General features: G+C 57.8%; 18 protein-coding genes. 5 read left to right on the top strand and 13 right to left on the bottom strand.

Annotation, left to right across the window (positions count from 1 at the left end; all coding sequences use genetic code 11):
* Window positions 1–83 precede the first annotated feature (83 nt).
* Both ACXHRN_RS14280 and ACXHRN_RS14275 read right to left on the bottom strand, forming a co-directional pair.
* Entirely contained in the window at window positions 84–1,223 is a 1,140-nt protein-coding gene (locus ACXHRN_RS14280) for a glycosyltransferase (RefSeq protein WP_488636979.1), read from the bottom strand.
* Window positions 1,224–1,227: 4 nt separating this feature from the next.
* Window positions 1,228–1,803, bottom strand: coding sequence for a polysaccharide biosynthesis/export family protein (locus ACXHRN_RS14275; protein ID WP_488636978.1), 576 nt, complete (start codon window positions 1,801–1,803; stop codon window positions 1,228–1,230).
* Window positions 1,804–2,061: 258 nt separating this feature from the next.
* Here ACXHRN_RS14275 and ACXHRN_RS14270 point away from each other — a divergent pair, with 258 nt between their 5' ends.
* Window positions 2,062–4,269, top strand: coding sequence for a GumC family protein (locus ACXHRN_RS14270; RefSeq protein ID WP_488636977.1), 2,208 nt, complete (start codon window positions 2,062–2,064; stop codon window positions 4,267–4,269).
* A 34-nt stretch (window positions 4,270–4,303) separates the two neighbouring features.
* On the opposite strand, the gene ACXHRN_RS14265 is transcribed toward ACXHRN_RS14270, so the two are convergent.
* Complete coding sequence (locus ACXHRN_RS14265; RefSeq protein ID WP_488636976.1) at window positions 4,304–5,551, bottom strand: GNAT family N-acetyltransferase; 1,248 nt, start codon at window positions 5,549–5,551, stop codon at window positions 4,304–4,306.
* A gap of 142 nt (window positions 5,552–5,693) precedes the next feature.
* On the bottom strand, window positions 5,694–5,915 hold the full coding sequence (locus tag ACXHRN_RS14260) for a DUF2842 domain-containing protein (protein ID WP_488636975.1): 222 nt from the start codon (window positions 5,913–5,915) through the stop codon (window positions 5,694–5,696).
* Window positions 5,916–5,993: 78 nt separating this feature from the next.
* Between ACXHRN_RS14260 and ACXHRN_RS14255 the strand changes: the two genes are divergently transcribed.
* Window positions 5,994–7,097: a COX15/CtaA family protein gene (locus ACXHRN_RS14255; RefSeq protein WP_488636974.1), complete on the top strand. Its 1,104-nt coding sequence runs from the start codon at window positions 5,994–5,996 to the stop codon at window positions 7,095–7,097.
* A 6-nt stretch (window positions 7,098–7,103) separates the two neighbouring features.
* On the opposite strand, the gene ACXHRN_RS14250 is transcribed toward ACXHRN_RS14255, so the two are convergent.
* The 6 genes from ACXHRN_RS14250 to speB form a co-directional block, all read right to left on the bottom strand.
* The gene (locus ACXHRN_RS14250) at window positions 7,104–7,577 is read right to left on the bottom strand and encodes a hypothetical protein (RefSeq protein ID WP_488636973.1); all 474 of its coding nucleotides are present in this window, start codon (window positions 7,575–7,577) and stop codon (window positions 7,104–7,106) included.
* 175 nt (window positions 7,578–7,752) lie between these two features.
* Window positions 7,753–8,496: an acyl-homoserine-lactone synthase gene (locus ACXHRN_RS14245; RefSeq protein ID WP_488636972.1), complete on the bottom strand. Its 744-nt coding sequence runs from the start codon at window positions 8,494–8,496 to the stop codon at window positions 7,753–7,755.
* An 82-nt stretch (window positions 8,497–8,578) separates the two neighbouring features.
* On the bottom strand, window positions 8,579–9,313 hold the full coding sequence (locus ACXHRN_RS14240) for a LuxR family transcriptional regulator (RefSeq protein ID WP_488636971.1): 735 nt from the start codon (window positions 9,311–9,313) through the stop codon (window positions 8,579–8,581).
* A 130-nt stretch (window positions 9,314–9,443) separates the two neighbouring features.
* A complete protein-coding gene (locus ACXHRN_RS14235; RefSeq protein ID WP_488636970.1) occupies window positions 9,444–10,319 on the bottom strand; it encodes an aminoglycoside phosphotransferase family protein in 876 nt (291 codons plus the stop codon).
* A gap of 26 nt (window positions 10,320–10,345) precedes the next feature.
* Window positions 10,346–11,278 carry an N-acetyl-gamma-glutamyl-phosphate reductase gene (gene argC / locus ACXHRN_RS14230; protein WP_488636969.1) on the bottom strand — a complete coding sequence of 311 codons (933 nt, stop codon included), beginning with the start codon at window positions 11,276–11,278 and terminating at the stop codon, window positions 10,346–10,348.
* Between the two features lie 142 nt (window positions 11,279–11,420).
* A complete protein-coding gene (speB, locus tag ACXHRN_RS14225) occupies window positions 11,421–12,371 on the bottom strand; it encodes an agmatinase (RefSeq protein ID WP_488636968.1) in 951 nt (316 codons plus the stop codon).
* 101 nt (window positions 12,372–12,472) lie between these two features.
* On the opposite strand from speB, the gene ACXHRN_RS14220 reads away from it, so the two are divergent.
* Window positions 12,473–12,847, top strand: a complete 375-nt coding sequence (locus tag ACXHRN_RS14220) for a type II toxin-antitoxin system RelE/ParE family toxin (protein WP_488636967.1) — start codon at window positions 12,473–12,475, stop codon at window positions 12,845–12,847.
* On the top strand, window positions 12,840–13,172 hold the full coding sequence (locus tag ACXHRN_RS14215; protein ID WP_488636966.1) for a helix-turn-helix domain-containing protein: 333 nt from the start codon (window positions 12,840–12,842) through the stop codon (window positions 13,170–13,172). Before ACXHRN_RS14220 ends, ACXHRN_RS14215 begins: the two co-directional genes overlap by 8 nt.
* A 174-nt stretch (window positions 13,173–13,346) precedes the next feature.
* Here the strand turns inward: ACXHRN_RS14215 and ACXHRN_RS14210 are convergent, their stop codons facing one another.
* The 3 genes from ACXHRN_RS14210 to rplM form a co-directional block, all read right to left on the bottom strand.
* Entirely contained in the window at window positions 13,347–13,991 is a 645-nt protein-coding gene (locus ACXHRN_RS14210; RefSeq protein WP_488636965.1) for a hypothetical protein, read from the bottom strand.
* Window positions 13,992–14,173: 182 nt separating this feature from the next.
* Complete coding sequence (rpsI, locus tag ACXHRN_RS14205; RefSeq protein WP_488636964.1) at window positions 14,174–14,641, bottom strand: 30S ribosomal protein S9; 468 nt, start codon at window positions 14,639–14,641, stop codon at window positions 14,174–14,176.
* 2 nt (window positions 14,642–14,643) lie between these two features.
* Window positions 14,644–15,108 carry a 50S ribosomal protein L13 gene (rplM, locus tag ACXHRN_RS14200; RefSeq protein ID WP_488636963.1) on the bottom strand — a complete coding sequence of 155 codons (465 nt, stop codon included), beginning with the start codon at window positions 15,106–15,108 and terminating at the stop codon, window positions 14,644–14,646.
* A gap of 391 nt (window positions 15,109–15,499) precedes the next feature.
* On the opposite strand from rplM, the gene ACXHRN_RS14195 reads away from it, so the two are divergent.
* Entirely contained in the window at window positions 15,500–16,756 is a 1,257-nt protein-coding gene (locus tag ACXHRN_RS14195; protein ID WP_488636962.1) for a PepSY-associated TM helix domain-containing protein, read from the top strand.
* Window positions 16,757–16,786: the final 30 nt, after the last annotated feature.

Below are 16,786 nucleotides of genomic sequence, written 5' to 3'. Positions count from 1 at the left end.
CGCAAAAGCATTAGCCGAAATGAACTAAGAAACGCTTACGCCGGTGGCAAAAGGCACCGCGAGCGCATCAAAGCGGGAATTCTTCAGATCGCCCCAAGCTCTTGATAAAGCGAGGTTATACGCTGTGCCATCGTCGATGAGCTGAAGACCTGATGGAATTTTTCATGATCCGGCATGTTTTGGATCTTCCAATCGGGCTCGATCACGCTTTCCGCCATGATTTTTGCGAGCGCATCGCTGTCGCCGGGCGCAACCAGCGCGCGGCTGTGCTTGCCGAGCACTTCGGAAATGCCGCCGACATCCGAGGCGATCACGGTCTTGCCGGCAGCCAGCGCTTCCAGCACGATATAGGGCATGGATTCCGCCCGCGACGGCACGATGACCGTCTGCGAATTGGCGAAGGCCTCGCGGATATCCATCGCCGGCTGCATGGTGATGCGACGGCCGAGGCCACGCACGGTCATCATGTTGAGATATTCTTCCTTCTGCGGACCGTCGCCGATCATCATCCCGGAAAGCGGCCGCCTGAGGATGCGCTCGGCCTTGGCGAAGGCGTCGATGAAGATATCCGGACCCTTGAGATCCCTGAGCATGCCGACATAGAGGAAATGCACCGCGTCCGGATTTTCCGGCACCTCGACGAAGTCTCCCTCGCCGACACCGTTATAGACCACCTCATTGCGGGTCTTGATGTTGCCGACCTTGGTCCGGTAGGTGTTGCGCTCGAATTCGCAGACGAACACCAGGGCATCGGTGGCCTTTTCCTGTATGCGCTCAAGCCTGAAGACGGTCCATCCAGTGAACCGCTTCGGGTTGAAATGCAGGCTGCCGCCATGTGGCGAATAGAGGCGGGATACGCTATACCTGTTCACCCGCAGCGCTGTGCCGGCTAGCCTGGCCATAGCACCACCCTTGGCACCATGACCGTGCAAGACATCCGGCCGCAAACTTCTGATTTCCTTGTAACTTCTCCAAAACACGGGAATGTCCCGCAGCGATATCGACCGATCGATCGGAATGCGTGTCAGCCCGAGCGACAGGTGGGGTAGAATAGTGTTGAAGAGGCGTTCCTCGTGTTCGCCGCCTGTCGAGCTATCGCACAGGATGCCGACGGCATGGCCGGCTTTGCTCTGTTCGATGGCGAGGTCGCGGACATGTCGGAAAATTCCTCCTATCGGGGAGCGAAAACAATGCAGGATTCGTAGAGGTGCTGGGTCCTGCATCGTGTCAGAACAGTCGTTCGCGAACGTAAATCGTGTCTCCCGCCAGCACGGGGTCGGAGATCAGCACGCGCCCGGTCATGATCTCACCATTGATCTTGCGTGTGATATCGGCATTGGCCTGGCTGGCGCGCGACGAATAGCCGCCGGCAACCGCGATGGCGTTCTGCACGGTCATACCAGGCACATAGGTGTACTGGCCGGCCTGGCCGACTTCACCCATCACGAAAATCGAACGGTAGCGATCGACCTCGATGGCGATATCGGGATTGCGGAGAAAGCCTTGCTGCAGCTTGGCGGCCAACTGGCCCTCAAGCTCCTGCAAGGTGCGTCCGCGAGCGGGCACTGCACCGACGAGCGGGAAGGCGATATAGCCGGCCTGGTCGACGGAATAGGTGTTGGACAGGTCCTTCTGGTCAAACACCGTCACGCGCAGCCGATCGCCGCTATCGACGCGATAGGGCTGGATCGTGGCTTCATGGAATGCCTTCGGCGCCGGCCGATAGGACGAGCAGGACGAAACGAGCGCGCACGCCGCAACCAGGGCGATCGAAAGGCTGTGCCGTTTAACGACGGTAAGCATTCGCATTGCGCTCCGTTTCTTGCCGGCGCCATGCCGGAGTTTGTCTTGGAAAGCCTTATTGTTAACCGCGCAACTGCCGGTCGGCCTTCTGTCTTGGGTCTGTTATCGATCCATTAAGGTTAACAGCCGGTAAACCCGTGCCGGAATTGAAGAATTTTAGCGGGAAGGGAGGCTGTTTTTTTGCGAGCGCGCAGGATTAACGGTTCTCTTACCTTGTTTGTTTATCACTTGGCCCGCTGTGTTTGTGAGGTACTGAGTATGTCGGGTGCAAATCGTCGTGAGCAGGATGCGGATATCGATCTGCGTGGACTATTTGTGGCGATCTGGCGGCGCAGGCTACTGGTGCTGACAACGACTGTGGCACTGGGAGGCATTGCCTTTGCCGGCGCAAGCGTTGTTTCGCCGAAATACCAGGCCGAGACCCAGATCCTCATCGAGAACCGTTCACCTGACCTTACACGCAAGGCGACCGACAACGTGCAGCCGGATCTCGGCGCTGACGAGGCCGGCATGGCGTCCCAGGTTGCGCTGCTGCAATCGACAGACCTCATCAAGCAGGTCGCCAAGGACATGAAGCTTTACGAACGGCCTGAATTCGACCCGAGCGCCAATCCGTCGATCGTCACTCGTATCCTGGTGACGACCGGGTTGATGAAGAATCCTCTAGACGTGCCGCCGGAAGAGCGTGTGCTCAAGGAATTCACCCAGAAGCTTCAGGTCTATCAGGTCGAGAAATCGCGCGTCGTCGCCATCCAGTTTTCCTCCAAGGACCCGCAGCTTGCAGCCGCTATTCCCAATGCGATGGCCAAGGTCTATCTGGCGCTGCAGTCGGGCGCCAAGCTCGACACCACGTCGGAGACGGCCAAGTGGCTGGAACCGGAGATCGCCAATCTGCGTGAAAAGGTGAGGGACGCCGAGGCCAAAGTCGCCTCCTATCGCGCCTCGTCTGATCTCTTCACCACCGGCCAGCAGAACACATTCTCCGAGCAGCAGCTCAACGACATCTCGGTCGAGATCGCTCGCGTCCGCGGTGAGCGTGCCAACGCCGAAGCGCGCGCCAAGAGCGTCCGCGCGGCGCTGAATTCGGGCCGTAACGTCGATACCCTCGCCGAAGTCGTCGGATCGCAGATGATCCAGCGTCTCAAGGAAACACAGTCGGGTATCGAGGGCCAGATCTCCGATCTCTCGACCCAGCTTCTCGACGGTCATCCGCGCATCAAGAGCCTGCGCTCGCAGCTTCAGGGTATCCAGACACAGATTCGCAACGAGACCCAGAAAATCCTCGCCAGCCTTGAGAGCGAGGCCAATGTTTCGCGCATGCGCGAACAGCAGCTCTTGCAACAATTGAACACGCTAAAGGCCGACACCGCCAACTCCGAAGAGAAGCAGGTCGGTCTTCAAGACCTGCAGCGCGAGGCGACGGCCCAGCGCCAGTTGCTCGAAACCTATATGGCCCGCTATCGCGAAGCCGTCTCGCAGCAGGACATGAATGCGACCCCAGCGGACGCTCGCGTCGTGTCGAGCGCCGTCATGCCGAGCGAACCCTATTTCCCCAAGACATTGCCGATTACCATTGTCGCGGCACTTGCCGGCTTTTTGCTGAGTTCAGTCTTCGTGATGCTTTCGGAGTTGTTCTCTGGTCGTGCACTTCGGCCCGTGGATTACGAAGAGGATCAGGAAGAATATGAGGATCTGGAGCCTGTTGCAGCGCCAGCACCTGTTCGTCACTATGCGGTGACTGCTCCAGTGTTCGACGATGCCAATATCGTGGCAAAGCCTACATCAACGCCTGCGCAAAGCATGTTGTCGGTTGGCTATTCCGACGAAACGTTGGCCGAGACCATGGACGCTGCCGCCGACGTTGATCTCGACCATGAGTTCTCCGTCGGTGCCGTTGCCCGCCATCTGGTTGATAATGACGTCAATGTCGCGATCTCGGTGTCTCCAACTGGTGACGATGGCTCGACCGCCACGGTGACGCTGGCACGCGCTGTGGCCGAAATGGGCCGAAAGATCATTCTGATCGACATGACCGGCTCGGCATTGCCGACAAAGTTGATGGCTGAAACACCGTCGCTTCCTGGCATTACCGACCTGCTGACAGGCGAGGCGGCGTTTGCCGACACCATCCACGGCGATCGGTTATCCGATGCGCATATCCTGCCGCATGGGACTGCCAACGCCAAGCGCGCAATGCGTGGCGCTGACCGGCTGTCGATGGTGATCGACGCGCTCGCCCATGCCTATGACCTGGTACTGGTCGAATGCGGGCCGGCCGACATTGCCGGCGTCGGACGCCTGGCGCGCAAGGGACAGGCCGAAATCATCCTCTCCGCCGCCGATGCGACTGCGGAGCTGATCGAAGAAACGGCAGGTGTCTTCATCGATGCTGGTTACGAGGATGTGGTGCTGTTGATCGGCAAGGCCGGCAATAACCCGCCGAGTGCCGGCCGCAAGGCGGCATAAAGTCACCGAATGGAGACGTGATGAAAGGCGAGGATCAGTCCTCGCCTTTTTCTTCGGCCTCGGGCGCAGTCTGTACGCGCGAGCGCAATTTCTGGACGAAGGAATAGATCGCCGGGTTTTGCTTGATCATCGCCTTAAGGCGGGTGGCGGTCTCTTCCTTCAGCGCGGCAAGGCGACCGAGCGGCGTCACCGGCAGCGTGACATTGACCTGAATGGTTTCTCGCGTGCACCAGGCGCGCTTGAACGGCATGTCGCCGATGCCGAAATCGAACGTAGCAATATCTTCCTGATTGTACTTTTCCACCATGAGATGGAACAGCAACTCGCCCGGACTCGCATCCACCGTCGGGCCGGTTCCGATCGAGCAGAACTGCACGATCAGGTGATTGCCCTTGCGCGACAGGCCTGCGACGGCCGGCATCTCGCCCTCGAACTCGCCACCGGTCATTCTCAATGCATGCATGCGCAAAGGGAATTCCTCGGCGGTCGGTGGAATGAGCACGGCCGAATGCAGGAACTTGCGCGTCTTCTGGCATGAGAAAGTGTTGGGGAGGCCGAACTCCGCCAGGCGTGCCGACTTCTGGGCGAAAAACAGGTCGAGCAACTCATATTTCTGCGCGGATGTTTCGGCGATGACGTGCTCATAGCCGCCGAGCGCTTCAAGGCGGCGATGCCCAACGCTGTATTTCTTGCGGCGACGCTTGGCACTCAACTGGGCAAGCGTCTCGACAAAAGTCGGCTTCATGTCGAGCTGGAAGGCGTGATTCTGGTTCTCGACATGCGGCAGCATGGAGAAGGGCGGTATGCGGCCGCCCCAGACAGCAGGCATATTGCCCAGGATGATGCAATCGGCGTCGGTGATGTGCTCGCGAAGATCGGCGACGATGCCGGCCATCATTTCAGGTGTGGCTGCCTCGGCGAATGCGCGAGAGATGAGGCCAGTATTGAGGTTGGCGTGATGGGCGCCGATGAACTGCGCCTTGGTGAACATCCGGCCACGCTCGATTTCGAGCGGTAGGATGAAGGCGATCTCTCCACCCATGCGGCCCTCGATGATCCTCAGTGGCCTGCCATAGGCATCGACCCAGGCGCGGCACCATTCGTAGCCCTGATGAAGGGAATTGAAGTTCTCGGCCTGGAGTCTGCGCCACTCCGTCTCCAGCGGTTCCATCCGGTCATGTATGGCGATGGAGATTGTGCCGGACATGGCCTGACGATCCGTCCTTGCTGTGGAAAAGCCGGTGGTTTGATCCTTGTAGATGTCCACGTCGTCAAATTTCATCTGCCCCGCATGCACGGCAAAATGCTCCACAAAGAGATAAGCTACTGGTTTTGTAGCGCGAAAGATGCCGACAAAGAATTAATCGGACCCGTGACCCGCTCTATTTGGAAAAACCTGGTTAACGACCCGTTACCATCCGCTTTCAGGAGCGGTCCTTGGCGCGGCCCGGCTTTTCCATCCACTTGATGATCAGCATCGCCGGCAGGATCCAGAGCAGGCCGCTGAAGAAGAAATACAGCAGATGAACCGTCCAGTGCGACTGGCTGAGTGTCGCCGAGGCGATCATGGTCGCCAGGAATGCGTAGACAAGCACGAGAACGATGATCGCGACGGTGCCGATCAGTTTGCGTAGCGTCTTGGGCATATTGTCTCACATCCGCTATTAGGGTCTTGCCTTGATCTTCACCCTGTAGCAGTGCTTTGGCTGAAAGGGATGACTGTCATGACCGTGAGCGCAATAAACCTCGAAGGCCGGGTTTTCAAGGAAATTGAGCGGATCGACCGCAATCGCCGGGCCGTTCGCATCTGGCTGTTGTTCGTGCTGTTCGCGATTTTCTGTCTGGTGCTGGTCGGCGGGGCGACGAGGCTTACCGATTCCGGCCTGTCGATCACCGAATGGAAGCCGATCCATGGCGTCATCCCGCCGTTGAATGCCCAGGAATGGGACGATGAGTTTCGCCTCTATCAGCAGATCCCCGAATATTCCCAGATCAACAAAGGCATGACCGTGGAGGCATTCAAGAGCATCTTCTGGTGGGAGTGGGCACACCGGTTGATTGCCCGGTCGATCGGCGTGATCTTCGCCATTCCGCTGTTCTTTTTCTGGGTCACCGGCCGGCTTGAGCGCCGATTGAAGTTGCCGCTGCTGGGTATTCTGGCGCTGGGCGGCGTGCAGGGGGCGATCGGCTGGTGGATGGTGGCGTCCGGCCTGACCAAGCGCGTCGATGTCAGCCAATACCGGCTGGCGGTGCACTTGATGGTCGCCTGTCTCATCTTCGCGGCAGTGACATGGGTGTGGCGGGCGCTGTCGCGTCATTCCGGCCGGCCCTACGCTCCGAGCGGACCGAGCCTGTTTGCCGGTGTCATTGTGTTCTTCGTGCTGCTGCAGATCTATCTCGGCGCATTGGTCGCCGGCCTCGACGCGGGTCTTGCCTACAATACCTGGCCGCTGATGGATGGCGCCATCGTGCCAAGCGGCCTGACCGTCATGCAGCCGGTCTGGCTCAATGCCTTCGAGAACGCCAAGGCCGTGCAGTTCCTGCACCGGATGAATGCCTATCTGGTGCTACTGCTGGTGCTCATCAACATGCTCTGGCTGATGCGCAGCCTGCCGGGCACGCCGCATGTCAATCGTTCGCTGGTATTGTTCCTGCTGGTCTGCCTGCAGGCAGCGCTCGGCATCACCACGCTGGTTCTTGCCGTGCCGCTCGATTGGGCCCTTGCCCACCAGGGCTGTGCGCTGCTGGTGCTCGGCTTTTCGGTGGCGCATTGGCGCGGCTTTTATGGCGAGTATCCGCGCCCGACCGATGTTGCGGTGAGAAGTTGAGCCTGCTCACTGCTTTTCCATGGTGAAGATGCGGTCGTTGAGACCGAACATCAGCGTCTTTGCGTCCCGCAGGTGCAGGCTGAGTTCCGAGCAACCCTGAAACAGGGTCGGCACCGGCTCAGAGGTGAAGCCGAGCCCCAGCGCCAGCTTCTTTGCCTTGTCCTCATCGTAGTCGCCGCCGGGATTCTTGGGATCGGCACCAAGCCCACCCTCGAACAACCCCGCAAAGGGCAGCGTCTCGACGGTGATCTCCGTCTTGCCGCAGCCGAGAAGGTCAGGACCCTTCAGCGTGTCGGGCGTGATCGTGACGATCTTGCCGCTATAGCGCTCAACATCGTCAGTGATCATCGGATCGTCGGGATCCTCCCAAGGGGCGTGAACAGCGCCGGTAATTTTCCAGGAGCCCGCGAAGGGAAAATCGTCGGCCGAAGCGGGCAAAGCGGACAGGAGCAGCAAGGCGAGGGCAGGGATGGCACGCATGGGGATATGAACTCTGAGGGAGCCGGTCTTCTCGAATGAGCCAGGCATTCGGTTGTTGTGATCCTGGGTGTAACGGGTGAACGACCCGTTTTATTGCGCATTAAAGAGCGGGCCGCATCCCAGTCAATCAAAAACTGGAAGCGGCCCGTCAAGTCACCCGTCAGGGAACGTAAATCTAATTCGCCTTGCGGCCGGAACTTTCCCGCATGGCGGCGAAATCGACCTCCGGCATGAACACCGGCGATGTTGCCGGCCGGGCTGCAATTCCCGGCAGGCGGCGCAATTCTCCTCGACCGGAGACAGGATTGATCAACCCGTCATCGATCTCCAGGACGCTCTCGCGGATGCCGAACATCGCGTGATGTCGATCCAGCGCCGTCATCGTTGCGTCGATATAAACAGGCACGACAGGCACGCCATTGATCACTTGCGGCGCGTTCAGCGTTTCCACCTTGTAGCCGGTTTCCAGCATCCACGTGACGAGCTTCGGGTGCGTCTCGACGATCAGGCCCTTGATGCCGGCAAGCAGGCAGAATTCCAGCACGCCGGTAATCAGCACATGCGAGGCCTGGACCTCACCGATCCTGCCCGCCCTCTCGTCCGCAATGCAACGCGTCCACTCGTAGACATCGTCGGCGCGCGGCCAGGCATGGCCTTCCATGATTTCTGGATAGACATCGGCAAGAAGATGTGGACCGGCAGTCCTGAGCAATCGCGTATAGCCGATCACGGTGCCGTCGTTGACAACGACCAGATGGATGGCGTCATCGGTGTCGAAACGATCGGTCTCGCGCCCGTCCTCGGATTTGAGTTCCTTCCAGCCCAGCCGCTCGACAAACTGCCGATGTCGGAAGCGCCAGACCTCCTCCATAAGTTCGTGAAATTCGTCAGCATTTTGTGAGGTGACAACATGGATCATAATATTTACCCCTTAAAATCCAGGGGTATTTGATCACATGAACATATTTGCACTCTATGGGGTGTTTTACCCGGTTGACAGTCTATCGGATAAGACGTGCCCGAAGAGATTCTGCAACGAGCTGAGTGCGATTGGTTGTATTCATTTTTTTCTGCGCATTCTCAAGAATGTGTGAAACAGTTCGTTCAGATATTCCCAGTATTGCGGAAATTTCCCAAGCTGTTTTTCCTTCCGAGCACCAGGAAATGCATTCCTTCTCACGTGGCGTGAGGTGCACCACACGTTCAAGTAGACTATCTTTTCCGCCGGATTTCAACTCTTTTATCTTGTTATGCGCGTAAATCGATATCATGTGCAATGCACCACGCGCCTCGCTGGAAAGGTCGACCCGGTCGGCTGCATAGGTCACGATCGCCCTGAAGCCCATGATGGAATGGATCGGCACGCTGAAGCCGTTGATGAAGCCGAAATCCGTCGCCTCCCGCATGAAGTTCATGCCGCGTTTGTCGACATTCATGTGCTTGAGTGCATCGGACCATACGAAAGCATTGTCCGACAGCAGGGTCCGCTGGATGACCGGATCAATCCGGAAATACTGGTTCTGCAGGTAACGGTTGGCCCACTCCTCAGGCCAGCCATTCAGCAGCACGTAGGGATCCATTTTTTCGTTCGGTTCCGGAATTCCCGAAATAGCAAACGAGCCCATACCAAAGAAACCGGACACCTCAGCCAGTTCCTGGAAGGCTTGCTCCTCCGATGTGATCTGCTCGAGCGTCTCGATAAAATCGAACATCGTATTGGCAATGATCGAGCGCATGCTGGCTCCGAATAACAAATCAGCCAAATTTAGTTGGTGAGTTACCACATCTTGCTGTCATTTTAAACCGCTGTTGATCTATCTGGGCGTTTTGGTCAGCAGTTCGTTCCAGCGAATACTAAACTTATCTTCAACCTCGGCGTTCGCCGATCAGTTCTTTCAATATTGCCGCGAGTTCAAGTCTTTGCAGCCCATCGCGAAAGTCTTCCGCCGATTGTGGTTCCTCAAGCGACCAGCAGGCGGAAAGGACCGAGTTGGCTGCGGCAAATCGAAGGATCTTCAACCCGTTAAGATCGCTGTAGCGGCCGCCACTCCGCGCATTTTCGGCAAAGTGGCTGGCAAGGCGCAAGCAGCGCGCCTTGTCGAGAACCTGATCGCGCTCATCGATCGGATTGCCAAAGATGTTTGCATAATCATAGGCGGGGTCGCCAATCAGTCCCTTGGGATCGATTGCTTTCCATCGCACGCCGTCCTCCGAGACGACATTGCCATGGTGCATGTCGCCATGCAGAGGGCGGATATCGACCTGATTGGCAAGCAGTTTCCGGGCGAGATCCGAAGCCCAATCGATCAGGTCGCGTTTTTCACGCAGCGCTTCGTGATGGACAGGCTTGAAGAGAGCATCGAACTGCTGCTCGAGCGGCATAAGACTGATGGAAACAACGTCTTCGGAGCCGGCATGCAGAGCCGTCAACACTTCAGTCAATTGCTTGAGCGTCGCATCGTCGCCACCAATGCGAAAGTGTTTGAGAAGCGTATGCCCGCCGCCGTCTTCCAGCAGATAGGCCTGATCCCTCTGCGCGAGCAGTCGCACGGCACCTTCTCCATCCCGCCAGCGCGGGAAATCCATGCCCGCAGCTTCTTCGAAGCCGGCAGGTTTGAGAATCTTGACGATGACGGATTGCCCATCCCGTTGCGCGCGGTAGACGCGGCTGCTCGGTCCATCTGAAATCAGTTCGACGTCGCGCAGATCCCAGAGCGTCGTTGCCGCGATGATGTCTGTCATCCCAGAGCCTTTCATGCGAAAGGCTCTTAAGCGCTCAGCATCAGGTCCATGTTCTGCACGGCCGCGCCCGAGGCGCCCTTGCCGAGATTGTCGAGCAGCGCCACGAGATTGATGTGCTCGCCGCCTTCGTGGCCGAAGACGTAGAGCTTCATCGTGTCCTTACCGGCGAGTTCGACGGCGTTGACGCGCGGCAGCTTCGCGGAAACGTCGAGTGGCACCACTTCGACGACCGATTGCCCCGCATAATGGGCAACTAGCGCGGCATGTACGCTTTCAAGCGATGCTCCGGCCTGGAGATCATCAAAGTAGAGTGGCACCTGGACGATCATGCCCTGCGGAAACTTGCCCACAGATGGCGAGAATAGCGGCGCACGGTTCAGCATGCCGTGGATCTTCATTTCAGGCACGTGCTTGTGCTTGAGCGGCAGGCCATAAAGGAAATGCGGTGAATCGATGTGCTCGGGGTTCTGCTCGTCTTCGATCTGCGCAATCATCTGCTTGCCGCCGCCGGTATAGCCGGAAACGGCGTTGACGGTGATCGGCTGATCCTCGGAGAGAATGCCAGCCATTCTCAGCGGCCGAATGAGACCAATCGCACCTGTAGGGTAGCAGCCCGGATTGGCGACATAGCGCGCCGAACGGATTTTTTCGGCCTGAGAGGCGTCCATTTCGGCAAAGCCATACGCCCAGTCCGGATGCACCCGGAACGCCGTCGATGTGTCGATAATCCGCACATTGTTGTTGGCAGCCGTCATCTCGACCGCCTGCTTGGACGCGTCGTCGGGCAGGCAGAGAATGGCAATGTCGGCGGAATTCAGCAGGTCTTCGCGCAGTTGAGCGTTGCGGCGTTCGGCTTCCGGGATGGACAGAAGCTCGACATCGGCGCGTCCAGCCATCCGCGTGCGGATCTGCAGGCCTGTCGTGCCGTGTTCGCCATCGATGAAGATCTTCGGTTTCATGTCGCTACCCATTCCAAGCGTCGCAATTCATCCCGCATATACTGTCGATGCGACGGCTTTGCAACAAAGCGGGTCTATTCAGTCATTTGGCCCGGAAAGCGGAATCACTTTCCGAACCAATTGATTCAAGATCTGAACGGCATCAGCCCTTGAGATACTTCTCGGCCTTCAGTCCGAGCACATACATGGCGACCGTCGATGCGGCGATCGCCGTGATCTGCGCGTGGTCATAGGGCGGTGAGACCTCGACGACGTCGGAGCCCTTGATGTCGAGCCCGCCGAGCTGGCGGATGACCGACAGCATCTTGGCGCTCGATGGCCCACCCGAAACCGGCGTGCCTGTGCCCGGTGCATAGGCCGGATCGAGGCAATCGATATCGAAAGTGAGGTAGCAGGGCCTGTCGCCGACCCGGTCGATGATGGCCTTGGCGATCTCTGCCGCGCTCATGTCCTCGACTTCGTGTCCGAACAGGATCTTCAGGCCGCAATCATCCGGCGCCTTGGTGCGGATGCCGATCTGGATGGAGTGCTCGGTGTCGATCACGCCATCGCGGGCGGCGCGACCGACGAATGATCCATGGTCGATACGGCGGGCCTCGTCGAACCATGTGTCCTGGTGCGCATCGAACTGGATAAGGGCGAGGGGGCCATACTTCGCCGCATGCGCCTTGAGCAGCGGCCAGGTGATGTAGTGGTCGCCACCGAGCGTGTAGAGGAAGGCGCCCGATTTCAGGATCTTGGTGGCTTCCTTCTCGATTGCCGCCGGCGTCTTCTGGTGGTCGCCGTAATCCAGCAGGCAATCGCCGTAGTCGATCACCGCCATGTTTTCGAACAGATCAATGTTGAACGGATACTGCGGATCGTTGTCGAAGATCGCCGATGCCTCGCGAATGGAGCGCGGCCCAAAACGGGTGCCGGGACGATTGGAAACGGCAGCATCGAACGGGATGCCCCAGACGACGGCATCGACGCCCGCAAGGCTCTTGGTGTATTTCCGCTTCATGAAGGAAAGCGCGCCCGCATAGGTCGGATCGGTGCCGGGCCCCTTGATCGATTTGGCGGTAAAGGCATTGTCGATGGTTCTGGATGGCATGATGAGTTCCTCGGAATCTGCTTAGCAAAACGAATAGTGGGTTTGCAGCGAGCCGTCAAAGTGACGCTTGCGGTTTATATAAAAAAATATATAATTGCGATATGCGCACTCTAAAGGATGTTGTTTGGGTCGGTTCATCCTTGAAAGAACTCAAGGCGTTGCCTCGGTTGGTGCAAAGAAGTTTTGGCATAAGCTTGTTCGCTGCCCAGTCAGGCTCTATGCCGCCTGACGCCAAGCCGTTGAAAGGCTTCGGCGGTGCAGGTGTCTTGGAATTGATCGAAGACGATCGCAATGGAACATATCGCGCCGTCTATACTGTGAGATTTTCGACTGGGATCTATGTGCTTCATGCTTTTCAAAAGAAATCCAAGAAGGGCATTTCGACACCGGCACACGAGATCGACCTGGTCAAGGAGCGGTTGAAGAGGGCAGACGAACTTCATAAGGCGAAATTGAAGGAGAGTTCTCATGACTGATCAGGATGTTGAAAGTAGCGGCAATGTGTTTGCTGATCTCGGCTTCAAAAATGCCGATCAGGAGTTGCTAAAAGCGAAATTGACCTTGGAGATTCACCTTCGTTTGAAGGCTTTGGAGCTTAGCCAGATCGAGGCCGCACAACTACTTGGAACTACCCAGCCACAAGTCTCCGCGCTCATGCGTTTGCGACCGGTGTCAATTTCGATTGGGCGTCTGATGGAGTTTCTAACAATTCTGGGTCAGGACGTGGAGATCAGCGTTACACCAAGCACGAGTGCCGATGGCGGAAAGCTCTCGTTCCGGTCAACTGCTGAGGCGGCCTAAGAAGCAGCTGATTAAGAGTCAGCGGTTCTGGTGAAACGCATATGATCCGCGGCTGCGCGTGGCGGACTCGATATCGACCGAAGTGGCCAAGGAAGCCTTCGTTGCTGCCTTAACCACGATTATAGGAATCCATCGACAGGATCGCCATCATAGGTCAGAGGAAATAGTCATTATCTATCTCCTAATGAAGTCGCCTTGGCGCAATTTGGCTTCGAATGAAAAATCGGTTGGATTGATTTGGGGTAAAACAGGGGTTTCCGGATACTTCCCCAGCCAGCCGAGCACACCGTCCACCTTGCCCTCTGTTACCGGGTCGTCGGTGATGGTCATGGTGATGGAATTGAGACGGACACCCGGGCCGAAGCTCTTGGCGAGATCCGCCGGATCGACCCTTTTCACGCTCGCCGGATCGTTAATATCGCCGAAGGTGACGAGCATTGGATATTGATCGCGAGCGAGCTCGTGGCTTTCGCGGAGCCTTTCCAATTCAGGGCCCGCCGCCTCCATGGGCGTCTTGCGCCCGAGAAAGACATCCCAGGCCAGTGGCGTTCCTTTTAGCAACGCAAAGAGATACTTGCCTTTGCCGACCTCAAGAACCACAGCCTCGCCCTTCAGCGCAGTACCACCGCCATAGCCCCATTGCCGCTGCCACCAGCCATATTTCTCGATGACGCCCTCGTGGACGCTCGATGCGACTTTGAGGCCGTCTAGCGTGACCACCGAAACAGTCAGCTTTTGGTGCCAGATCCAGCTTTCGCTGCAACCGGAAAGGCCAATCACCATCAAGCCGGCAGCCAGAATTCCTAAAAGCTTTTTCATCCTAGCGTTCCCCTGCATCTCGGCCCGCCACCTTTTCGCACGGTGCGATGACGTCGAGCGACCCAATCCTTAGTTGGCGGATCTCGGCTTTGCAAGCAAAGGGGAGTGTCGTCCCGATGTCTTCTGGACAAACAAAAAGGCCGAGTGAAAACCCGGCCTTTCGTATTCTAATAGTCCAGCGATTAACGCTTCGAGAACTGGAAGGAACGACGTGCCTTCGCACGGCCGTACTTCTTGCGTTCGACGACGCGGCTGTCGCGGGTCAGGAAGCCACCCTTCTTGAGGACCGGTCGCAGGCCCGGCTCGAAGTAGGTCATGGCCTTGGAGATGCCGTGACGAACGGCACCGGCCTGGCCGGAAAGACCGCCGCCGGCAACCGTGGCGATGACGTCGAACTGACCGTCGCGGGCAGCCGCGAAGATCGGCTGACGCAGGATCATCTGCAGGACCGGGCGAGCGAAGTAAGCGGTAAAGTCCTTACCGTTGACGACGATCTTGCCGGAGCCGGCCTTGACCCAGACGCGGGCGACAGCGTTCTTGCGCTTGCCGGTTGCGTAGGAGCGGCCCTGGGCATCGACCTTGCGGACGTGAACGGGAGCTGCGGCTTCGACAGCGGTGCCGAGGTCCTTGAGGGAAGAAAGGTCAGCCATGATCAGCCTCTTTTCGTGTTCTTGGCATTGAGAGCTGCAACGTCGAGAACGACCGGCTGCTGAGCTTCATGCGGATGGGCGGCGCCTGCATAGACCTTCAGGTTCTTCATCTGGCGACGGCCGAGCGGGCCGCGCGGAACCATGCGCTCGACAGCCTTCTCGAGAACGCGCTCCGGAAAGCGGCCTTCGAGAGTCTGGCGCATCGTGCGCTCCTTGATGCCGCCGGCAAAACCGGTGTGCCAGTAAAACTTCTTGTCGGTGTATTTCTTGCCGGTGAAGATGACCTTGTCGGCATTGATGACGATGACGTTGTCGCCATCATCGACATGCGGGGTGAAGGTCGGCTTGTGCTTGCCGCGCAGACGGTTGGCGATAATGGAAGCGAGACGGCCGACGACGAGGCCTTCGGCATCGATCAACAACCACTTCTTCTCGACCTCTGCCGGCTTCTGAACGAAGGTGGACATTTGTCTATTCTTTCGTGTTCGGTCCCCTGATCCGTAGAAGGAAAGGGGCGCTTCTTGTTGCTTGAATTGTGTGGCCTGGGCCCACAAAAAAGATGCCGTCCACGGGGGACAGCGATCTGATCGGGCTTATACGCAAAGCGACGAAATGCGTCAAGGCAACGGAATTTTCCGCTTGAAAAAATAATCAAATAAAATCAACGGCTTGATTATGTGGTATTTTAATACCGCATATTTTGTTGTGCTGAAAGTCGATATTGTTCGCAGCTACTGATACCTCGGGACCATGCATATTAAAACTTAACCGAATTAATCATCTTTTTTAATCTTGAGTAATTGACACTAGTTATCAGCAAGGCTACCCGTCCAATTCAGGAAAGGGGACCGACCGGATATGAAATCTCTACGCCATCTCTGCGTGCTCGCGCACAGATATGTGGGCCTGTTCATCATGCCGTGGCTGTTTGTCGTGGCCTTGTCCGGTTCAGTGATCGCCTTTTATGGCGAGCTGCGGCACACGCTCAATCCCGAACTCTTTTACGTGGTGCCGCAGGGCGAGAAAATGAGCGTCGATGCGCTTTCCCAGCTGATCTATACGCGCCATCCCGATGTGAAGATCTCCTACCTCGTTGTCGATCAGGGCATTGGAGAAGGGCGAGGAAGCTACGAGGTCTATGTGCGGCCGCTGGCGGCGCTTGACGAAGAGCAGCGCCGCAAGATCGATTTCGACGTGCTGCATATCAATCCGTACACGGGTGAAGAACTCGGACGCTACGATGCGGAGGCGATAGCGTTCGATCGCCGCGTTGTTATGCGTATGTTCTATGATCTGCATGAGCAATTGCTGGGCAATGCCTTGGGGCCTGACGTCGGCAGATGGTGCGGCGTCTTCCTCGGAATCATATCCCTTCTGTGGATATTCGACACATTCATCGCCGGCTACATTTCCCTGCCACGCAAAGGCCCTTTGCTCAAGATGCTGTCGGTCAAATGGAACGGCAGCGCCTATCGGCTCAACTTCGACTTTCATCGCGCTTCCGGCACATTGCTGATCGCCATCTTCCTGATGATGGCCGTATCCGGAGCCTATTGGCTGGCAGACTTCGGGGGTATCAAGCCGGTGGAGGCAGCCTTCCAGGCCATGCTTCCGCCTGCGCCCGATCCTGCAGAAGACCGACCGGTGCTGGAGCCCGAGATGGATCGGACCACTGTGACCTTCGGCGAGGCGATCCGCATCGCAAGGCGGGAGCTCGACCGGCAGAACACTGCCTATGGCGACCTGTGGGATTTCTGGACCGATGATCAGAAGGGCGTGATCTACATCGAGCATTACCTGCCTGCCGGCACTTTCGGACCCCGCGGACCGGTCGTGACCATCGATGGGCGAACGGGTGCGGTGCTCGCCACCTATCGCACGCCGCAAAGCACCATGAGCGCCGGCAACAATGTCGACACCTGGATGTATGCACTGCATTCGGGGCGGATTCTCGGCTTCTGGGGTCGGGTCATCATCAGCATGACGGGCCTTGTGTGCTGCGGCCTGTGCATCACCGGCTTCGTCATCTGGCGGAAAAAGGCGGCTGCCGCACGCTTCTCCCGCGCGCGCAGCATGGAGCGGCAATGTCCATCGCCGCTGGCAGGGCCAAACTGACACGGCTGGGACAACCCGACGACAGGGCTC

Source organism: Shinella sp. OV683 (assembly GCF_057787725.1).
The sequence above is the reverse complement of the archived record's forward strand: the minus strand, read 5'-3'. Positions and strand labels throughout refer to the sequence as shown.

Coding starts and splice junctions, on each gene's coding strand:
- ACXHRN_RS14215 (WP_488636966.1), top strand. CDS start 12,840: ATGACTGATCAGGATGTTGAAAGTAGCGGCAATGTGTTTGCTGATCTC.
- ACXHRN_RS14195 (WP_488636962.1), top strand. CDS start 15,500: ATGAAATCTCTACGCCATCTCTGCGTGCTCGCGCACAGATATGTGGGC.
- rplM (WP_488636963.1), bottom strand. CDS start 15,108: ATGTCCACCTTCGTTCAGAAGCCGGCAGAGGTCGAGAAGAAGTGGTTG.
- ACXHRN_RS14220 (WP_488636967.1), top strand. CDS start 12,473: ATGCGCACTCTAAAGGATGTTGTTTGGGTCGGTTCATCCTTGAAAGAA.
- ACXHRN_RS14255 (WP_488636974.1), top strand. CDS start 5,994: ATGACCGTGAGCGCAATAAACCTCGAAGGCCGGGTTTTCAAGGAAATT.
- ACXHRN_RS14250 (WP_488636973.1), bottom strand. CDS start 7,577: ATGCGTGCCATCCCTGCCCTCGCCTTGCTGCTCCTGTCCGCTTTGCCC.
- ACXHRN_RS14210 (WP_488636965.1), bottom strand. CDS start 13,991: ATGAAAAAGCTTTTAGGAATTCTGGCTGCCGGCTTGATGGTGATTGGC.
- ACXHRN_RS14235 (WP_488636970.1), bottom strand. CDS start 10,319: ATGACAGACATCATCGCGGCAACGACGCTCTGGGATCTGCGCGACGTC.
- ACXHRN_RS14270 (WP_488636977.1), top strand. CDS start 2,062: ATGTCGGGTGCAAATCGTCGTGAGCAGGATGCGGATATCGATCTGCGT.
- speB (WP_488636968.1), bottom strand. CDS start 12,371: ATGCCATCCAGAACCATCGACAATGCCTTTACCGCCAAATCGATCAAG.
- ACXHRN_RS14245 (WP_488636972.1), bottom strand. CDS start 8,496: ATGATCCATGTTGTCACCTCACAAAATGCTGACGAATTTCACGAACTT.
- ACXHRN_RS14240 (WP_488636971.1), bottom strand. CDS start 9,313: ATGCGCTCGATCATTGCCAATACGATGTTCGATTTTATCGAGACGCTC.
- ACXHRN_RS14265 (WP_488636976.1), bottom strand. CDS start 5,551: ATGAAATTTGACGACGTGGACATCTACAAGGATCAAACCACCGGCTTT.
- ACXHRN_RS14280 (WP_488636979.1), bottom strand. CDS start 1,223: ATGCAGGACCCAGCACCTCTACGAATCCTGCATTGTTTTCGCTCCCCG.
- ACXHRN_RS14260 (WP_488636975.1), bottom strand. CDS start 5,915: ATGCCCAAGACGCTACGCAAACTGATCGGCACCGTCGCGATCATCGTT.
- ACXHRN_RS14275 (WP_488636978.1), bottom strand. CDS start 1,803: ATGCTTACCGTCGTTAAACGGCACAGCCTTTCGATCGCCCTGGTTGCG.
- rpsI (WP_488636964.1), bottom strand. CDS start 14,641: ATGGCTGACCTTTCTTCCCTCAAGGACCTCGGCACCGCTGTCGAAGCC.
- argC (WP_488636969.1), bottom strand. CDS start 11,278: ATGAAACCGAAGATCTTCATCGATGGCGAACACGGCACGACAGGCCTG.